This window comes from Bacillus sp. ISL-46, from assembly GCF_018613205.1.
Window position 1 is genome coordinate 36,615 of sequence record NZ_JAGGQR010000048.1, and the last position, 18,964, is coordinate 55,578.

21 protein-coding genes, 1 pseudogene and 1 riboswitch are annotated in these 18,964 nt (G+C 36.1%); of the genes and pseudogenes, 2 read left to right on the forward strand and 20 right to left on the reverse strand.

What is annotated here, in order from left to right; all coding sequences use genetic code 11:
• Positions 1-4 precede the first annotated feature (4 nt).
• Positions 5-1,156 carry a cation:proton antiporter gene (locus J7E67_RS22530; protein WP_214732877.1) on the reverse strand — a complete coding sequence of 384 codons (1,152 nt, stop codon included), beginning with the start codon at positions 1,154-1,156 and terminating at the stop codon, positions 5-7.
• 134 nt (positions 1,157-1,290) lie between these two features.
• A complete protein-coding gene (locus J7E67_RS22535) occupies positions 1,291-2,769 on the reverse strand; it encodes a SulP family inorganic anion transporter (protein ID WP_214732878.1) in 1,479 nt (492 codons plus the stop codon).
• Between the two features lie 315 nt (positions 2,770-3,084).
• On the opposite strand from J7E67_RS22535, the gene J7E67_RS22540 reads away from it, so the two are divergent.
• Positions 3,085-4,374 (forward strand): MFS transporter, encoded by a 1,290-nt coding sequence (locus J7E67_RS22540; protein ID WP_251026929.1) that lies wholly within the window; start codon positions 3,085-3,087, stop codon positions 4,372-4,374.
• 137 nt (positions 4,375-4,511) lie between these two features.
• Here the strand turns inward: J7E67_RS22540 and crcB (J7E67_RS22545) are convergent, their stop codons facing one another.
• The 16 genes and pseudogenes from crcB (J7E67_RS22545) to J7E67_RS22620 all read right to left on the reverse strand — a co-directional run bounded on the left by crcB (J7E67_RS22545) (position 4,512) and on the right by J7E67_RS22620 (position 16,030).
• The gene (crcB, locus tag J7E67_RS22545) at positions 4,512-4,880 is read right to left on the reverse strand and encodes a fluoride efflux transporter CrcB (RefSeq protein ID WP_214712715.1); all 369 of its coding nucleotides are present in this window, start codon (positions 4,878-4,880) and stop codon (positions 4,512-4,514) included.
• Positions 4,877-5,251, reverse strand: coding sequence for a fluoride efflux transporter CrcB (crcB, locus tag J7E67_RS22550; protein ID WP_214732879.1), 375 nt, complete (start codon positions 5,249-5,251; stop codon positions 4,877-4,879). Before crcB (J7E67_RS22550) ends, crcB (J7E67_RS22545) begins: the two co-directional genes overlap by 4 nt.
• A 52-nt stretch (positions 5,252-5,303) precedes the next feature.
• Positions 5,304-5,364, reverse strand: a riboswitch (Fluoride riboswitch).
• Between the two features lie 301 nt (positions 5,365-5,665).
• Positions 5,666-6,085, reverse strand: a complete 420-nt coding sequence (locus J7E67_RS22555; RefSeq protein WP_214712717.1) for a universal stress protein — start codon at positions 6,083-6,085, stop codon at positions 5,666-5,668.
• A gap of 15 nt (positions 6,086-6,100) precedes the next feature.
• Positions 6,101-7,549 (reverse strand): SulP family inorganic anion transporter, encoded by a 1,449-nt coding sequence (locus J7E67_RS22560; RefSeq protein WP_214712718.1) that lies wholly within the window; start codon positions 7,547-7,549, stop codon positions 6,101-6,103.
• Between the two features lie 637 nt (positions 7,550-8,186).
• Positions 8,187-8,387 carry a hypothetical protein gene (locus tag J7E67_RS22565; RefSeq protein ID WP_214712725.1) on the reverse strand — a complete coding sequence of 67 codons (201 nt, stop codon included), beginning with the start codon at positions 8,385-8,387 and terminating at the stop codon, positions 8,187-8,189.
• 23 nt (positions 8,388-8,410) lie between these two features.
• Positions 8,411-8,610, reverse strand: a pseudogene (locus J7E67_RS22570) (YnfA family protein).
• A 113-nt stretch (positions 8,611-8,723) separates the two neighbouring features.
• Positions 8,724-8,882 (reverse strand): iron-sulfur cluster biosynthesis family protein, encoded by a 159-nt coding sequence (locus J7E67_RS22575; protein WP_214712727.1) that lies wholly within the window; start codon positions 8,880-8,882, stop codon positions 8,724-8,726.
• 209 nt (positions 8,883-9,091) lie between these two features.
• On the reverse strand, positions 9,092-9,523 hold the full coding sequence (locus J7E67_RS22580; RefSeq protein WP_214712728.1) for a protein-tyrosine phosphatase family protein: 432 nt from the start codon (positions 9,521-9,523) through the stop codon (positions 9,092-9,094).
• A 14-nt stretch (positions 9,524-9,537) separates the two neighbouring features.
• Positions 9,538-10,485 (reverse strand): thioredoxin-disulfide reductase, encoded by a 948-nt coding sequence (gene trxB / locus J7E67_RS22585; RefSeq protein ID WP_214712730.1) that lies wholly within the window; start codon positions 10,483-10,485, stop codon positions 9,538-9,540.
• A 17-nt stretch (positions 10,486-10,502) separates the two neighbouring features.
• The gene (gene arsA, locus J7E67_RS22590) at positions 10,503-12,272 is read right to left on the reverse strand and encodes an arsenical pump-driving ATPase (RefSeq protein ID WP_214712731.1); all 1,770 of its coding nucleotides are present in this window, start codon (positions 12,270-12,272) and stop codon (positions 10,503-10,505) included.
• 16 nt (positions 12,273-12,288) lie between these two features.
• Complete coding sequence (gene arsD, locus J7E67_RS22595) at positions 12,289-12,654, reverse strand: arsenite efflux transporter metallochaperone ArsD (protein WP_214732880.1); 366 nt, start codon at positions 12,652-12,654, stop codon at positions 12,289-12,291.
• A 100-nt stretch (positions 12,655-12,754) separates the two neighbouring features.
• Positions 12,755-13,177 (reverse strand): arsenate reductase (thioredoxin), encoded by a 423-nt coding sequence (gene arsC / locus J7E67_RS22600; protein ID WP_214712741.1) that lies wholly within the window; start codon positions 13,175-13,177, stop codon positions 12,755-12,757.
• Between the two features lie 26 nt (positions 13,178-13,203).
• Entirely contained in the window at positions 13,204-14,259 is a 1,056-nt protein-coding gene (arsB, locus tag J7E67_RS22605) for an ACR3 family arsenite efflux transporter (RefSeq protein ID WP_214712743.1), read from the reverse strand.
• A gap of 26 nt (positions 14,260-14,285) precedes the next feature.
• Positions 14,286-14,633: an ArsR/SmtB family transcription factor gene (locus J7E67_RS22610; RefSeq protein ID WP_214712745.1), complete on the reverse strand. Its 348-nt coding sequence runs from the start codon at positions 14,631-14,633 to the stop codon at positions 14,286-14,288.
• Between the two features lie 258 nt (positions 14,634-14,891).
• Positions 14,892-15,386 carry an arsinothricin resistance N-acetyltransferase ArsN1 family A gene (locus J7E67_RS22615; RefSeq protein ID WP_214712752.1) on the reverse strand — a complete coding sequence of 165 codons (495 nt, stop codon included), beginning with the start codon at positions 15,384-15,386 and terminating at the stop codon, positions 14,892-14,894.
• The gene (locus tag J7E67_RS22620) at positions 15,383-16,030 is read right to left on the reverse strand and encodes a recombinase family protein (RefSeq protein WP_214712754.1); all 648 of its coding nucleotides are present in this window, start codon (positions 16,028-16,030) and stop codon (positions 15,383-15,385) included. Before J7E67_RS22620 ends, J7E67_RS22615 begins: the two co-directional genes overlap by 4 nt.
• Before the next feature lie 541 nt (positions 16,031-16,571).
• On the opposite strand from J7E67_RS22620, the gene J7E67_RS22625 reads away from it, so the two are divergent.
• A complete protein-coding gene (locus J7E67_RS22625; protein WP_214712756.1) occupies positions 16,572-17,582 on the forward strand; it encodes a DUF3231 family protein in 1,011 nt (336 codons plus the stop codon).
• A gap of 270 nt (positions 17,583-17,852) precedes the next feature.
• Here J7E67_RS22625 and J7E67_RS22630 read toward each other — a convergent pair whose 3' ends face one another.
• The gene (locus J7E67_RS22630) at positions 17,853-18,290 is read right to left on the reverse strand and encodes a hypothetical protein (RefSeq protein WP_214712758.1); all 438 of its coding nucleotides are present in this window, start codon (positions 18,288-18,290) and stop codon (positions 17,853-17,855) included.
• Between the two features lie 103 nt (positions 18,291-18,393).
• On the reverse strand, positions 18,394-18,894 hold the full coding sequence (locus J7E67_RS22635) for a HEAT repeat domain-containing protein (RefSeq protein ID WP_214732881.1): 501 nt from the start codon (positions 18,892-18,894) through the stop codon (positions 18,394-18,396).
• Positions 18,895-18,964: the final 70 nt, after the last annotated feature.

Below are 18,964 nucleotides of genomic sequence, written 5' to 3' on the forward strand. Positions count from 1 at the left end.
CATTTTAGTTATTGGACAGCTCTTTTTGTGAATTCTTATTAAAAAACAACTTCATCATAGGAGGAGTAACAATCGTTGTTACAAGAACGACAACAACAATTACTGCAAACATTTCTTGACTCAACAGTTTTGATTCTAAACCAATAGCTGCAATGATTAATGCAACTTCACCACGAGACACCATGGCTGCCCCAATGACTAACGAACTGTTCCAGGAGAACCTAGCAGCCTTCGCACCAATGGATGCACCAATTAGTTTAGTCAAAATAGCCAAAATGCTTAATACAACAATAAGAGTTAGATTTTCTTTAACACCTGCAAAATGAGCAGTAACTCCAATTGATGTAAAAAATACAGGGACAAATATCGAGTAGCTAATGGTTTCAATCTTTTCGAATACCTCGTGCTTGAAGTCAGTTAAGCTTATTGCTACGCCAGCAATATACGCTCCAATAATTGCAGCGACACCTGTGTACTCTGCTAAATAGGCAAAAATAAAACAGATGATTAAAGCAGAAGAAACAACAGTTTCCGTTACCTTTAAAATAGCGAATCTTTTCATAAACAAAGGAACAATTTTCCAACCAACAATAATAGCTCCTGCGAAAAATAAAAATTTCTTTAATATTACTACTGTTAAGTTGACATCTCCTCCTGCAAAACTCATTAAAAATGCCAAAGCAATCACGACCACCACATCATCAATAACGGCGGCCCCTAAGATGGTCGTCCCTTCACGAGTTTTTAACTGGCCCATTTCTTTCAATGCTTGAACGGAGATACTTACACTTGTAGCCGAAAGCAATAATCCTAAAAACCAGGATTGTACAGAGGTAAGATTTAACATCAGTCCAACAAAATATCCTAAAACAAGTGGAACGATAATACCACCAAGGCCAACATAGGTAGATGCTTTTCCAGTTCGTTTAAATTCATCTATATCCGTTTCTAACCCTGCAATGAACATTAGCAAGATTACACCAATTTCACTAAATTCTTCTAGTGTTTCTGTTTCTGTTACCAATCCTAATACTGATGGTCCTAGTACAATACCAATAAGGAGTTTACCTAGGACTGATGGCTGACCCAACCTTACACTAAGACTCCCAGCTAATTTAGATGCAATTAAAATAATAGCTAATTGAAGTATTAACACTTTTACTACCGCCTTCCCTCTTACTAGAATTTGTATATAACATAAAAAAATACAAAAAAACCTGTCACTAAGGTATAAAATACCCTTGGTGACAGGCTCCTCCAATTTAAAAATTAAAAATTATTTACGATATATTAGTGACTAGCAACTTTCTCAAGCCCACCTGGCTTGTTATGAACCGCTATTTTATCAATTAGTTTATTACTTTCTGTATTTAATCCTTTAAGATTCACCTTAACACCATTTTGATGGTACTTGATGACCACTTTATCAATGGCACCTACAGCAGAATCATCCCAAAGGTGAGCATTGGACAAATCTATATCAATCTCACTTACAGCTTCTTTATAATCAAAGCTGTTAACAAAGTCTGTTACAGAAGCAAAGAAGAGTTGACCAGATACATGATATATCTTTTTATGTGATCCTTTAGAAGAAAGACTTGTTACAGTTACCTTCGAAATCTTTGCTGCAAAGAAAATGGCACTTAGAATAACTCCAACTAAAACTCCCATGGATAAGTTATCAGTTTTAACCACTGTAATCACAGTCACGATCATAACAATCGTATCAGTAACTGGTACCTTTTTTAATGTTTTTAGGCAGGACCAATCAAATGTTCCAATTGAAACCATGAACATAACTCCGACTAAGGCTGCCATTGGAATTTGTACCAGGAACCCTTTAAGCAACATGATTAGTGTCAATAAAAAAGCACCTGCAACAAATGTAGATAAACGTCCTCTACCACCAGATTTAACATTGATGACAGACTGACCAATCATCGCACATCCAGCCATTCCGCCAAATAATCCTGAGACGATATTAGCGATACCCTGACCACGTGCTTCCTTATTTTTATCACTTTCTGTATCTGTCATGTCATCTACAATAGAAGCAGTTAAAAGTGTTTCCACTAGTCCTACCAATGCAATAGACAAGGAATAAGGAAAAATGATTTGCAAAGTCTCAAAGTTAAACGGAATGTCAGGAATTAAAAATATAGGTAATTTCGAAGTCAATTCACCCATGTCCCCAACTGTACGAACATCACTTCCCGTAAATATTGAGATTGCTGTAATAACAATAATCGCAACTAATGGTGAAGGTACAGCTTTAGTAAAACGAGGTAAGATGTAGATAATGGCAAGTGCACCTGCTACCATCGCATACATTTGCCAAGATGCCCCTTTAAATTGGACTAATTGAGCTGAAAAGATTAATATCGCAAGGGCATTAACAAATCCAGTCATTACGGATCTAGGGACAAATTTCATCAAACGACCTAGTTTCAAAGCTCCCATGATTATCTGTAAAACACCAGTTAGGATGGTTGCAGCCAGTAAATATTGCAAACCGTGGTCTTTAACCAATGTCACCATTAATAAAGCAGTTGCACCCGTGGCAGCTGAAATCATCCCAGGTCTTCCACCCACAAAAGCAATCGTAACGGCAATACAGAAGGAAGCGTACAATCCTACCATCGGATCCACACCTGCAATGATTGAGAATGCAATTGCTTCTGGAATTAAAGCAAGAGCAACAACAATCCCTGCTAACACATCTCCCTTGACGTTTCCAAACCATGAATATTTAATTGTACTCAAATTCAAACTTAGCACCTCTCCCTTTTCTTTTGTTTTTTTATTGACTTTCAACTCTCATGAAAGTCGGGTCCGTTGTTAACAAAACAAAGTATAAAGGATTTTGACCAATTTGTGAAATCCCATGAAAGCGGACACAACAGTTATTTCCTTTGTTATACGATGTTTTTCTTCCTTTTTCGGGATAATTTCTAAAGTCGAAAGATTTTTTTCGGAAGATATAGGGACCTTTGGTTTGTAGTATAATCCAATTGAGTAACTTAATATTATTAGTTGGGAATTGTGATTTTAAAACGATTATGTAAAGAAGGGAGTGGCTATCATTTGATTAGCGAAAAAAAGAGGCATACGTTTTATTATGGATGGGTCATCGTGTGTATAGCTGGGTTAGGTAGTTTTTTTTCTGGTCCTGGTCAGACATATTCCAATTCTGTTTTTATTGATGAATACATAAAAAGTTTTGGATGGACTCGTTCGGAAATCTCTAGTCTTTATTCTTTTGCCACATTATGTTCGGGCATACTTATGATGTTCATGGGTCGGTTGGTGGATAAGTTAGGTCAAAGAAAAATGATGGTGATTGTTAGCCTATTGCTTGGATTGGCGTGTTTTTTTAATAGCTTTGTCGTTAATACATGGATGATGGCCATTGGTTTCTTTTTAATTCGATTATTTGGGCAAGGAAGCATGACACTTATTCCAAATACCCTTGTCCCCCAATGGTTCATTCAAAAACGTGGTCGTGCCATGAGTTTTATGGCATTAGGTGGTGTTGCTAGTGCCGCATTTTTCCCAGTTGCAAATGCTTGGCTAATTAGATTAACGAGCTGGCAAACAACTTGGCAAATATGGGGAGTGTTATTAATCGTTCTATTTGCACCTCTTGCTTTTTTTATTGTTCGAAATCGTCCAGAAGATATTGGCTTGCACCCAGACGGAAAACCGATCATTGTATCTAAAAATAATAAACACAGTGATAAAACAATGACCATTCAAGATGATGATTGGACATTACAAGAAGCCATGAGGACTAGGACTTTTTGGGCGATATTAATTTGTGTCGGTATTCCTGCACTCGTTAATACAGGGATAACTTTTCACTTATTGTCCATTTTCGGGCAGAACCAATTATCACCGCAACTGGCGGCTACCGTATTAAGTCTAATGGCTATTATAGGCTTCCCAATTTCCTTTATATCAGGGTTTATATTAGAAAGAGTAAGTACCAATCGATTGTTAATCTTTGTTTTTGTTTTGGAAGTGCTGACTTTATTTCTGTTAACAAAAATGAATAGTGCCACTTTAGGAATACTATTCGGGGTAATATGGGGAATTGGCGGCGGAGTGGAACGAATTACACTTAATATTGTTTGGTCCAATTATTTTGGCAGAAAATATCTCGGAAGTATTAGCGGGGTTGCGATGATGGTAATGGTTATTGGTTCTGCATGTGGACCTTTGCCATTAGGAATAGGTTTTGATAAATTCCATAGTTACAACGAAAGTTTACTTTTACTAATGTTCTTTCCAATGATCGGGCTCATAAGTGCAGCTATCGCAAAGAAACCTGATAAACAGAAGTTTTTAATTAAGAATGCTGCAAAGGTCAATTAGTTAATAGAAAAAACAGAATGGTATTGTACTAACGGGTTCTCTTCAGGGGAAGTTTTTTGCACACGTTTTAGCAAGTAAAATGGACATCGAATCAACCAAAAAGAGCATCGTATATGATGCTCTTTTAACATTTTATATCACCAGAAGAGGTTACCAACCAAATATCCCAAGTAAGCAAGTATAATTCCAGCACCATAGGTGATGATTGTGTAAAGGATAAATGTCCTTTTGAAATTTTTTAAGTGTATTTGTATCATTTCTAGTTTGAGTGTAGAGAAGGTCGTGAAAGCTCCCATAAATCCTGTTCCCAGCAAAAGACCTATCATCATATTCGCTTTAGCACCAGTAATAATCCCTAATAGAAAGGCTCCCAATAAATTTACTGTAAGAGTTCCCAACGGCAGCTTAAATGTTGATTTACCGTTTAGTTTCTTACTAATTGAATAGCGAGAAATCGCTCCGAAAAAACCGCCAATACCAACTAATAAAATATGTGCTGCTGTCACGATTCTTGTACCTCCTGACTTACTTTAAAGCCTAATCGACTCATTGCTAATCCACCAAGAATACTGACGAATACATAGGCTAAACCCAATACAATATTCCCAACCTGAAACAATTTGACGGTTTCGACACTAAGGGTTGAAAAGGTTGTAAAAGACCCAACAAATCCTGTTCCTATCGAAGTCGCAATGACAGGAGAAATCGAGAGCCATTTAAATAAATTTGTTGTTAACCAAGCCAAAAGAAAGCTTCCAATCAAATTAATGATTAATGTCGCATATGGGAAGGTGCTATTTGTAAATAATGAAGCCCCAATCATATACCTTAAAATAGCTCCTAGCGTCCCCGCAATTCCTACCCAGAAGTAAATCATTTTGTTGCCTCCCTATTTTTTTAAAATAAAAAGACTCCTGCCAGTAATTAAGTTACCAGCAGGAGTCATTAGCCATTCGGCGGTTAAAGGCGAACTCCATCGCCTATTTAAATTCAATTAATATTATATATTTTATTTCAACAGAAAGAAAGTAATTCCTTTATCAATTAGTAATATGAAATGGTATACATTTTAAACAACAAAATCTCACTATAAAGTTCGTGTACATAAATCATTGTACACTGCTATTTCAAGTGCTGAAATGGGTGCGATTTTCAATCTATATTTGTTATAACAGCTTTAATATCAACAATAATAGACTACTCCGCTATGTGCGAAATGGTCTGTGATTTCAACTGTTATTTCGAGTAAAACTCCCCTTAAAGGGAACCGTTCTGTTTTTTCTTTGTTTATTTATTTAACTATTAACACTGGACAATTTGCCCGTTTAGCCACTTTATGACTCACACTACCTAAAACAAATTCTTGAAGCACATTGAGTCCTCTGCTCCCAATGATAACGATTTCAAACTTATTTTTATTAACATAATCAACAATAACAGGACCTGGCTCACCATGTAAAATCTTAATCTCATATGAGACACCCGATTCTTTTGCCAATCTTTCTACTTCCCTCATTCGACTTTTACGGCTGTCACCAATATCTGCCGAATTCCAATTACTAAGCACATCAGATTTCACTTTATCTGGATCAACAACATATAAGACCTCGATTTTGGAATTAGGACTGCATTTAGCGATATTGATCGCATTTTCTGCTGCTCTTTTTGAGTGTTCTGAACCATCTGTCGCTAAGGCAATTTTTTTGTACATTCCCCATAACCTCCCTTAATGTGTTCCCAGTTTATTAGCTAGTTTATTTACTAATTCTGTACTATCCTCGTTTAATCCTGTTACATTTACCATAATATTATTTTCTTCAAACTTTGAAACAATCTTATCGACTGCTGCCACTGCTGAGTCATCCCATACATGGGAACGACTTAAATTTATCTCAACAATTTTGATATTTTCCTTGTAATCAAATTTCGTTAAAAGCTCGGTTACAGATGCAAAAAATAGTTCCCCATTTACAAAATATGTTCTTTTATTCCCTTCCTTCTTACTTTTTACACTAATTTTAGAAATCTTAGACACAAAGAAGATGGCACTCAATAAAATACCTGCAATAACACCGATAGCTAGATTATCTGTCAAAACAACTGAAAGGACAGTAACAATCATCACTATCGCATCACTTCTTGGAAGTATGTGAAGTGTTCGTATAGAATTCCAATCAAAAGTACTAATGGATACCATAATCATGACTCCAGCCAATGTGGCCATCGGAATCTGTACAACGATTTTCCCCAAAACGACAATTAAAAACATCAAAAAGACACCTGCAATAAAAGTCGATAACCTGCCCCTTCCACCTGACTTAACATTAATAACAGATTGACCAATCATTGCACATCCTGCCATTCCGCCAAAAAAACCAGCCACAATGTTAGCCATTCCCTGACCTTTACATTCGGCATTTTTATTACTTCCTGAATCAGTCATATCATCGACAATGGAGGCTGTTAAAAGCGATTCTATTAGACCGACAACAGCAAGTGCCAGCGAATAAGGTAGAATAATCACTAAAGTATCCCATGTGATTGGGATTTGAGGTATTAAAAATGTTGGTAATGTTTGTGTAATGGCTCCCATATCACCTACGGTTCTCACATTAATCTTCATAAAAATTACTAAAGCTGTAATTGCTACTATAGCTACGAGAGTGGAGGGAATGGCCTTAGTGATATACGGAAACAGATAAATAATGGCTAAAGTGGCTCCGACTAATACATAGATAATCCACGATTCTCCGACAAAGTGTTGCAATTGAGCCATGAAAATCAAAATAGCTAAAGCATTAACAAAACCAACCATAACTGATCGTGGGATAAATTTCATATATCGAGCCAATTTAAACATTCCAAATATTATTTGGAAGACACCGCATAATATCGTGGCAGCTAAAAGATATTGAAGTCCATGTTCCCTTATTAATTCAGTAAATACTAAGGCCATGGCCCCCGTAGCAGCAGAAATCATTCCAGGTCTTCCCCCTACAAAAGAAATAACGACTGCAATAGTAAAAGAGGCATACAGTCCAACCATTGGGTCAACCCCAGCTATTATGGAGAAAGCAATAGCTTCAGGAATCAACGCAAGTGCAACTACTATTCCCGATAGTATATCTCCTTTCACATTCATAAACCATGACTGTTTATAAGATAGTTGCTCCAAGTAATTACCCCCCATATTTAAAGCTTCTAAAATATTGTTAAATAACATACCCTTTTAATTTGAAATTAACGCATGTTATCTGTTGAGTGGAATATGTTACAATTAGTATTTTCAAATATCACTTTCCATTTATTACTGGGACATGGAAAAACCATAGAAAAAATACAGTAGCAATTATCGATAATAAGTAAGTTTGCAATGGTTTTTTGGAGTGTAATCCTATAAAGAAAAAAGCTATTATATCGTATGGCAAAGCATACAATAACGTCCAACCATTTTCATGCCTTATGACACCTAATTTTAAGGTTATGTATTCAATGATAAACCAATAAACAGCAAACAATAATACAAAGGTTTTATCAAATCTTATTATTATTTTAAACAACCACGGTAGGGGTATGAAAATTTTACTGATTAAACTTATACCTTTCTCTTTTATGAGAATAGAGGTTACCAACTCATTTTTAGAGGTAATAGAGTGGGAGTTATTATAAAGACACCCATTATTGCTCCAATTCAACGAAGTAACTCTGGAATAACAAAGATTAATTCAACAAAAAAGAGCACAGTTCTGGTGCTCTTTTATCATTTATTAGAGATTTTAAGGAGTAGCCTACCCCTTTTTGGTTGGCATTTGTCAGCCGCCTTCTACACAGGTTAAATTAGAACTTCCCACAGCACTGTTTAATCCACTTAAAAGAGAAGTAAGGAGATGACTCTCTACAAGATCTTGTAATGATTTTTCAGATTGCGGGACATTATATTTTTCAAAAATCTCCCTTGTTCCTTCCCAGAATTTAACAATCGCTTTAGGTGACATATTTGCCTGTATAACCATTTTTTTAACTCCTTATTAATGGTTTAATGTCTTGCTGCCCATAACATAACAGAAACCCCTATTAAACAAATAATAGCACCAATCCAATCGTATGTGTCAGGAGTTTTTTTATCAATTCCCCATCCCCATAGGACAGAAAGAAGAATAAAAACCCCTCCATATGAGCATAACCCCGACCAAATGATGGGAAGGTTTGAAATGTCGGTATTAGTCCAATTAATATACTATTTGAATAGCTTTTGCAAAATAGATACTATTTACATGCTTGAAAGTGGCAACAAAAATAAGAAAAGAGTAGTTAGCCCTTGATTTGCTAACTACTCTCTATGCTCTTATCTAACAACAGTTACTTTCATTTCCTAATAACACGAGACCATTTGCCTCTTGATTAAAATCAAGAGTAAGACCATCAGTATAAGGTTCAATGTCAGGATCAATTGCAACTTGTATTTCATTAATGGTTACTACTTTATCATTATCATCTGGCTTGTCCAAAGCCAGCCCAACTTTTGGAGCCCCTCAAGACATTCCTCCAAAATAGACACGAATGTTTTTTGCATCGTGTTCTTGGAGCAGTTGCTTTAATACATCACGTGCTTGATCTGTGATATTCAATTTGTCCATCACCTTTCAAAAAATTTTATTCTTACTTATCTTACTTGCTTTTTAACATTCAGGAAATTAAAAAGTCTTATCCATTAATCTTAATAAGCATTAGGATAAATGCGTTGTAACGCTTCTTTCATTTGAGGCTTTACATTAACTTTTGGACGTGCTGCCTTAGCCATTTCTTCAGCCTCATCAATTGTCTTCGCTTTACCTAATGACAATAAGGTTCCAACTGCGACAGTTCCCGCACGGGTGCTTCCGCCGCCACAATGAAAATAAACTTTTTCCCCTTCATTATAGGCATTTACAACGTGGTCAATCGATTTTTTGATTGATTCGTCTTGATGTTCGGCATCATCCACGATTGGGCTATGAATACGTTCGTAGCCTGACTTGTTCTCATGTGACTCTGCCCGCAAATCGAAAATAACATCGGCTTTTTCATTTTCCATCATATCTTTCACATCATCTGCCCCGCCGAAATAAATCCGATCTTTAATCAATTCATTATAGTTCTTTGTAGTCATGATTTCTCCACCTTTTATAATGATTTGCTCCAATCATGAGAAGCATTGCTTTCGAGATACCGTTCTGCATCTAGTGCTGCCATACAACCCGTTCCTGCTGCTGTTATGGCTTGGCGATACTTCCTATCTTGAACGTCTCCGCATGCAAAAACACCAGGAATATTGGTTTCTGTTGTTCCAGGTATAACATTAATGTACCCTGTCTCATCGGTATCGATTTGACCATTTAGGAAAGCAGTATTTGGTGTATGTCCAATAGCTACAAAAATACCGTCCGTTTCGATTAATTCTTCTTTACCTGTTTCGTTGTCACGGACCTTTAGGCCTGTCACTTTTACGCCATCTGAGAGCACTTCTAATGGTACCTTGTTAAGTGCCCAAGAAATTTTGTTATTTTCTTTTGCACGATCCTGCATAATTTTTGATGATCTTAGCTTATCTCGACGGTGAATAATGGTAACTTCTGATGCGAATTTCGTTAAGAAGTTTGCCTCTTCCATAGCAGAATCTCCACCACCAACAATAATGACTTTTTTTCCACGGAAAAAGAAACCGTCACAAGTTGCACAAGTGCTAACCCCTCGACCAATATTCTCTTTTTCACCAGGAATATTAAGCAGTCTAGCTGATGCACCTGTCGAAAGGATAAGACATTCCGTTTGTATTTCTCCTAATCCGTTTACTTGTAAGGTGAATGGCTTTTTAGATAGGTCAACATCGGTAACCCAACCTCTTTTAAATTCTGCACCAAAACGTTCTGCTTGTTTTCTCATATTATCCATTAATTCTGGGCCCATAATGCCATCTACAAATCCTGGGAAGTTCTCGACCTCTGTGGTTAACGTTAATTGTCCACCTGGCTGATTGCCTTCAATAACCAGTGGCCTCATGTTTGCTCTTGCTAAATAAATCGCTGCTGTTAAACCAGCAGGACCTGTTCCAAGAATAACGACCTTTTCCATACGGTTCCCCCCCGTTATCAGTCAATAAACTTTTTTAACTGGTTGTATCCTGTGTTTTCTTCACTCATTAAAGGGACTATTGCACATTTTTCTGCTAATTCAGTGGTCACTTTGTTAATCCAACCTTTTTCAGCTTCTGCTCTTCCCTTTAATACAGGATCTTTTGTTTCAGTGGCGTAAAGGCTCTGGTTAATTACCCACCATTTAGGGGTTATATCTGCACGTTTTAAATCGTCCTGTAATCGACTAGCTTCTAACACTGGAGTGGCCTCAGCTAATGTTACAATGACCACGCTGGTTTCTTTTGGATTCCTTAAACGAGGCAACAGTGTTTTCACACTCTCAGGTATCTCCCCTGTTGAACGGGCTAGTTCTTTATGATAAGACTGAGCAGCATCTAAAAGGAGTAAGGTGTGCCCAGTTGGAGCTGTATCAATCACAACGATTTCATCCTTTGAACGGGCCACCACTTCTGCAAAAGCACGAAATACGGCAATCTCCTCCGTACAAGGAGAGTTTAGGTCTTCTTCAATATAGGCAAGTGCTTCTTCATCAAGATCATTACTTACCTTCGATAACACTTCTGCCTTGTAAGCCTCAACCTCTTCTGTCGGATTAATACGACTAATGGTTAATTGTTCATTTAGTTCACTTTTTTGAAAAACGAACTCTAAATGGGCAGCGGGGTCTGTTGTGGTTAAATGTACTTTATGACCCTTTTCTACTAATCCAACGGCCATTGTGGATGCCATGGTGGTCTTTCCAACACCACCCTTCCCCATTGTAAAAATCACTCTAATATTATTTAAGGAGAAGTGTTCAATCACTTCATTTAAGGCAGGTAGAGATATAGTATTGTCTTCAACCTCTGTTCGTGTAGCTGGCATTGTATACCGTTTAAATAAGAAACGTAAGTTTTGAACACCTGTTAAGGAATAGGGAACAAACGGTAAGGAATATGTCACAACTTGTTTTAAATCGTTTGGCATTTGCTTTATGGCATTACGTTGTCGTTCATAAAATGCAGTTGAAACTTTATCGTCTGGCAGATAAGATTGCATTAAACCGTTAATAATGAGAGCTTGGTTTGAAATACCAATTTCTTTTAATTCCTTTGATGCACGGTTTGCCTCAAGTAGTGAAGACTCATCGGGTCTTGCAACAAGAATGAGCGTTGTTTTTGTTGAGTCCGATAGAGCGTCCATTGTAACGGAATAGACTTGCTTCTTTTCTGACAACCCAGATAAAGGACCTAAACAAGAGGCACCATGTGTGTTCTCTTCTAAAAAGCCACTCCACGCAGTTGGCAAGTGAAGAAGCCGTAGAGTATGACCCGTAGGTGCCGTATCAAAGATGATATGCTCGTAAGCATTAACTACATTAGGATCAGCCAATAGATTTGTAAACTCATCGAATGCTGCAATTTCAACTGTACAAGCACCTGATAATTGTTCCTCCATAGTAGCGACTACTGCGTCAGGAAGCTTTCCTCGATAGGGTCCAATAATTCTGTCTCGGTATGCTCTTGCAGCTTCTTCAGGATCCAGATTACAAGCATATAGGTTCGGTACACTTTGGATTGCCATTGGAATATTCGTTAGCCCAACTTCCAATACATCCTGTAAGTTTGAGGCAGGGTCCGTACTTACCAGCAAGACCTTTTTCCCTTCATCAGCTAGTGCTACAGCTGTTGCACACGCAGTCGATGTCTTCCCTACTCCACCTTTTCCTGTCAAAAATAAAAACTTGGTGTTCACAATCATTTTCGGATGGAAAGATTGAAACATGAACTTCACTTCTTTCTTATTTCGATGGTTTTAAATCAATTGTAAGACGTGGTTTTGGTTTTTCGCTAAGTTCCTCAGCTGTTACTCCAAACCATTCCGCAAATTCATCGTTGGTTGGATATGCTCCAACTTTAGCAATTTTACCTTCAACTAAGGTTACTGGGAGTGAATCTGGACCCTTTTCGTGAAGAACTTTGTTCACCTCTTTGTTTTCAACAAAAATGGCGGGTTCAAATCCAAGGTTATATCGTTTTATGTCATATCCTTTTTTCTCTAATAGAAAGATAGCAGTTGCCACTCTGGTTAACTCTGGATCTACACTGGGACCACATACACCAGTAGCACAGCACAATGCTGGGTCAAATATCTCAACTTTACTCATTTATCTAACCTCCTAAAGGGTTTCAATATAAGCATTTACTTATATGGATGCTAAAATTAAGGCCAAGAGTATTTATTACTCTTGGCTATTAAATTCTTTCTTACTCACCAGTTTCCGCAAAACGCTTAATGCGATCTCCGATTTCGTCACGCACACGTTGGAAGAATGCCCATTTTTCTTCGTCTGTTCCTTGAGCTTTGGCGGGATCATCAAATCCCCAATGAACTCGTTTAACTTTTGGTGGTGTGATTGGACATTTATCAGCAGCGTCACCACATAAAGTTACAACTAAATCGGCATTGTTTAAATACTCAGGATCAATAATATCAGAAGTATGTTTTGAAATATCAATGCCAGCCTCGTTCATTGCTTTTACAGCATTAGGGTTTAATCCGTGAGCTTCGATACCCGCACTGCGTACTTCCCACTCGTCACCTAAATGTTTCTTTGCCCAACCTTCTGACATTTGGCTTCTGCAAGAGTTTCCTGTACATAAGAAGTAAAGTTTCTTTTTGTTTTCCATGTTGATTTCCACCTTTATTATTAGTTTTAGGCTGCATGTTCTTTAAAATATTTTCTTTTAAACCATAATGCCACGTTTACCAATGCAATCATGACAGGTACTTCTACAAGTGGTCCAATAACGGCCGCAAAAGCTGCACCAGAATGGATTCCAAATACACCAACAGCCACAGCAATCGCTAATTCAAAGTTATTACTTCCAGCTGTAAAAGCAAGAGTTGTTGTTACAGGGTAGTTCGCTCCAATTTTCCTCCCCATGAAAAAGGAAACAAAGAACATTATTACAAAGTAAATTAATAAAGGAATTGCTATACGAACTACGTCTAATGGCAAGCTTACAATAGCGTCCCCTTTTAATGAGAACATAAGAATAATCGTAAATAGTAAAGCAATTAAGGTAATAGGACTGATTTTAGGAATAAACACTTTTTCATACCATTGTCTGCCTTTAGCCTTTACCAACGTAAAACGTGTAATCATTCCAGCTATAAAAGGTATTCCAAGATAGATGAAAACTGATTTAGCTACTTCTATCATCGTAATATTTACAACTGCCCCTTGGATTCCTATCCATTCAGGGATGATGGTTACAAACACATATGCATAAACAGAGAAGAATAACATTTGGAAAATAGAGTTGAATGCTACTAAACCAGCAGCGTATTCCGTATCTCCTTTTGCAAGATCATTCCATACAATAACCATCGCAATACAACGAGCTAAACCAATCATGATAAGACCAACCATATACTCTGGTTTATCAGGAAGAAAAATAATGGCTAATAAAAACATTAGAATTGGTCCAATGATCCAGTTTTGTACAAGCGATAAAGCTAAGACTTTTACATCTTTAAATACTCGCCCAATCTCCTCATAACGAACTTTTGCTAATGGAGGATACATCATTAATATTAAGCCAATGGCAAGTGGAATAGATGTAGTTCCTATCTGCAAACTGTTCATACTGTCTACAAATCCAGGAGAGACAAATCCTAAGCCAATTCCTATTGCCATAGCAAGAAAAATCCAAAGCGTTAGGTATCGATCCAGGAACGATAGACGTTTTTTTTCTGTATTACTCATTTTCTCACTCCCTATTTAAAATAAAGCTAACATCCGCATTGAAGTGTCGGATTCGCCTTTTCAATCATTTTGATTTTATCTGTCTGGTCTGGAACATGTTCCAAAATATCTTCAATAAGTCCATAATGCTCACTTTCATGGTTAAGGGAATAATATATCCACTGGCCTCTTCTTTCCTCTTTAACCATTCCTGCATCTTTTAATTTTCGAAGATGCTGGCTAATTGATGGCTGGCTCATATCAAACACTTCAAGAAATTCACATACACAACACACACGTTGTTTTAAAATAGCTATAATGGTCAAGCGCGTTTTATCACCCAATAACTTTAAAACATTGGCAGCACTTTCTAATTCAACTATTGATTTCAACATGGTATACACCTCCTCTTTATACATATAAGCAAATAGTAATTTACTTATTTAAAAACCATTAAATTATAAAGGTTTTATAATTTTGTGTTGAATTAATGAAAATTATGCATATCGTATTATTGATATCATCGTTTAAATTGGCATATAACTATTCGCTTATATATTAGAACAATCAACAATTTAAATCAAGTATTTTAATTTAAAGTTATTGTAAATAAAAAGACTGATAACCTAAGCTATCAATCTCATTTATAGCGGTTATAATAATTTTTCCATAGCCATAACATCAACAAATTCACCATCTAGAACCCCTTGGTTTTTAAACACACCTACTTCTCGATAACCCATTTTTTTATATAACCCTTGTCCTAATTGATTGAACGGGAACGTAAAAAGCACCATTTTATGAAATCCATTTTCTTTGGCTAGGAATTCAAGCCTAACCAAAAGCTTTTTTCCAATTCCCTTTCCTCTGTATTCTCTTGAAATATAAACGGAAAGATCAGCAACTCCACCATAAGCACATCGGTTATTGTATTGGTTTAAAGAGGCCCATCCCACAATATGTCCCTCTTCCTCAGCTACAATTGCCTTATATCGGCCAGTATGCTTATCAAACCAATCTTTCATGTAGGAATAATCCTTTATATCTGTTTCTAAAGTGGCAATTCGGTCCTCAATACCTTGATTGTAGATTTCCTTTACGAACTGTATGTCCTGTTCAGTTATTTGTCGTATAATTATGTCCTTCAATTTTCTTCCTCCCGTAATATAACCCCAATTTCATATTCTTTTATGATTTTATAAAATGTGTTCTTCTTTAATTCCATTTGATTCATAAAATCAACGGCTGTCATTTCCTTCCTTTTCCATTGTTCATAATTTGCTTTTAGAATTTTTAATTGCTTATCAGATAATGAGCCTAGGTTCATTTTTGGTCTGCCTAAATGTTTACCTTTTGCTTTTGCAGACTCAATGCCCTCCCGTTGCCTTTTATTAATATCTTCTCTTTCTTTTTCAGCAACAAAAGAAAGAACCTGCAAAACTAAATCTGAAACAAATGTACCTAAAGTATCTTTATATTGTGTTGTGTCCAATAACGGCATATCAATTACCTTTATATCAGCTTTTATTTCGGAGGTAATGATTTCCCATTCTTTTTTAATTTCTTTGGAATTGCGGCCAAAACGGTCAATTGATTTGATATACACTAAATCTCCTTCACGTAAACACTGCTTTAACGCTGTGTATTGCGGGCGATTAAAATTTTTTCCACTCTCTTTATCAATGAATATATCCCTTTCATTAATTCCTAACTCAAGCATTTCATTAAGCTGTCGATCTATGTTTTGATCTTTGCCGCTAACTCGAATGTAACCAAACGTTTTATTTTTCATGATGTAAGTATCTCCTTGATGCTGTTAGATTAGATACTTAAATTATATCACGATAGTTTATAAATATATATATTATTTTGCAAACGTTTGTAAATATCCTTTTATACCTTTAAAAACAAATAAAACATTAATATTTAAGTAGAGTCCTAGTGTTTATAATGGTATACCTTTACGAATATATTTAATTCCCTTTTATGCCAATAGCAGGTCAGGATGAAGAATTAAAATCTTTTTAGAAGTTATATTCGGCGTTAAACCACCTGATTACGTCAAAGAGTTAATGCTTTTTGCGTTGTATCTTAAGCAAAATTGGAAAATCACAATGTACAATTCAAAACCGCACTTAATAGATACTAATAAATTTCCAAGCGGTAGTTTACAGTAGGTAAGTATTCGATGCACGGCTGACTTGCGGATTGGTCGTCTTATTTGCATTTTATGACTGGATTACCACACTATCAAGGTCATCTTAGGCTACATAAAAACAAGTTTATTCGGAAAGAATATACCAATATATATATCTTTGGAGGGGGTACGGAATATGATCAACCTAACATCATCAGAAATCGCTTGTACTTGGACTGGCTATATGAACGATAGTATGGCTAAGTGCATTCTTGGTTATTTTCTAGTACATGTTGAAGACGCAGAGATAAAGCCTATTATACAGTTTGCATATGACCTTACAGTTTCTCATATAGAAAAACTAACTCATCTTTTCGAAGAAGAACAATTGCCATTACCAACAGGATTTACTAACGAAGATGTCAATTTAAATGCTCCTCGCCTATATACTGATTCATTTATGCTGACTTACATAAACCACATGGCAAAGGTTGGTTTACTTGCTTATAGTGGACTCGTTTCCATGAGTGCAAGAAAAGATGTAAGGGGTTATTTTATGGAAGGACTAAAAGAAACGTCAATTTTATTCGACAGAAGTTCAGATGTCGCACTTTCTAAAGGATTGTTTGTAAGAGCACCGTATATTGCATACCCAACAAAGACTGATTACGTAGATAGCAAAAGTTATTTAAGTGGTTTTTCTCTTTTCAATAAGCAACGCCCTTTAAACACAGTTGAAATATCTCATCTTTATATGAACATTCAAACCAATTTAATAGGTAGTCATCTTTCTATTAGTTTTGCTCAAACATCACCGAGAAAAAATATACAAAAGTGGATGTTAAGAGGTAACGATATTTCAAAAAAGCATATGCAGATTTTTTCTGCAACTCTACTCGACAATGATATACAACCACCAGTTTCACCAGATGTTGCTATAACAAATTCAACTACACCGCCATTCTCAGACAAACTAGCCATGTCTCATATGGCATTGTTAAGTGCGACTGGTTCAGGAAATTACGCAACTGGAGCGGTGGCAAGTCAAAGAACAGACCTTTTTCTAAATTATGAACGCTTATCGCTAGAAGTCGCTCAGTATGCTAAGGACGGAGTTAACATCATGATTGATAACAAATGGCTAGAACAACCACCTGGAACTACCGATAAACAAAAACTATCCCAACAAAAGACACCGAATAATTAAAGTTTATGGCTGATATTTCAATAAGAGTGTCGCCTTTTCTTATTTAGGGATACGACAATTTAGTCTAGTTACTGTCACTGGAATACTGGTCGGTATTGATTACTTATTTATGGTGTGTGCTTTTTTACCCACTTATCCAGATACTTTTATAAAACTTTATTTCACAAACCTGCCACGTTAGCGGAATGAGGAAAGCGATTGCTCTTATTGAACAATCGCACCCGTTTGTTTAAGTACAATTATTCACAAACTGATTATTGAATAAGAATCTTAATGAATGTCCCCATTTATCACCGACAATGCAGCCTTGTTTTCTGGGTCCACTTTTAAAATTTCTTTAGCTATTTTTGTAGCTTCATCTTTACTAAGCAAAGGCTCAGGCATTTCAAAAAAAAGTAATAAATACTCTTTATAACTAATATCTTCTGGAGCTAATTCTATTGCTCTTTTTGCGTGGAAAAATGATGTTTGATATGCACCATCTAAATGATTCAATCCCATACAAAGTAGAAATGACGCTAAGTAATGTAACTCAGAGGTTTCCTTATCAAATAATAAGTAGTTCGCAAATCCATAGGGAGCAATTGTCTCATCATCATATGCTATAAGGAAAAGTGTTTCTGTTAAAGCTTCCAAATCCATAGTCTTAGAAAGCTGCTTTGCTTTAACAAATTCGCCTTTTTTTATTGCTTGTTTAAAATCTTCCAAAATTAATCCCCCCTAAATCCTTGTATGTGCAAAAAAGGCTGCTGTAACAGCCATAATTTCTTGTACTCAAGCACCCGTTAGCTGAATAAGGAAATATAGCAAATTAATTCTGTTTGAATGAGTACAGCCGTTCTAACGTCTCTGAAAGTACATTCTGTTTACGTTCTAATTCAGATAGTTCATCTTTAAGCGTTTCTATACTTTTTAATAACATTTCATTTGGGAATCTGCCATTCATTGATTGGATAAGTTGAAATGCTTCAGCTTGGACTTCAAAATTTCCAGTTATCAAATGATGAACTAAAGAATCAAGATGTTCGGAACAATCGAACGGTTCAAGAGAGTAAAGAAGTGTACCCCTATTACCTAAAGTCTTAGGATTGTTAATCATATCTATTATTGGTTTTACTACTTCATCGCTACCAATATCACTAAGGCACAATGCAATTTGATTCCTTAGTTGATGGTTATTTGTCTTTTTAAAAAATTCTACAAGGAGTGGAATGGCTTCTTTGACCTGTTCAGTTCCAACTACATCTAACAAATGTTCCACTTCTTTTAAATCATCAGATTCTAATAACTTTTTTAGTAATTTAAGGTCCATTCCTTTTAATCACTCCTTCTTAGTTTTTCATATTCAATTTTATCACTTGTTGTTCATGACAGATAGGTAA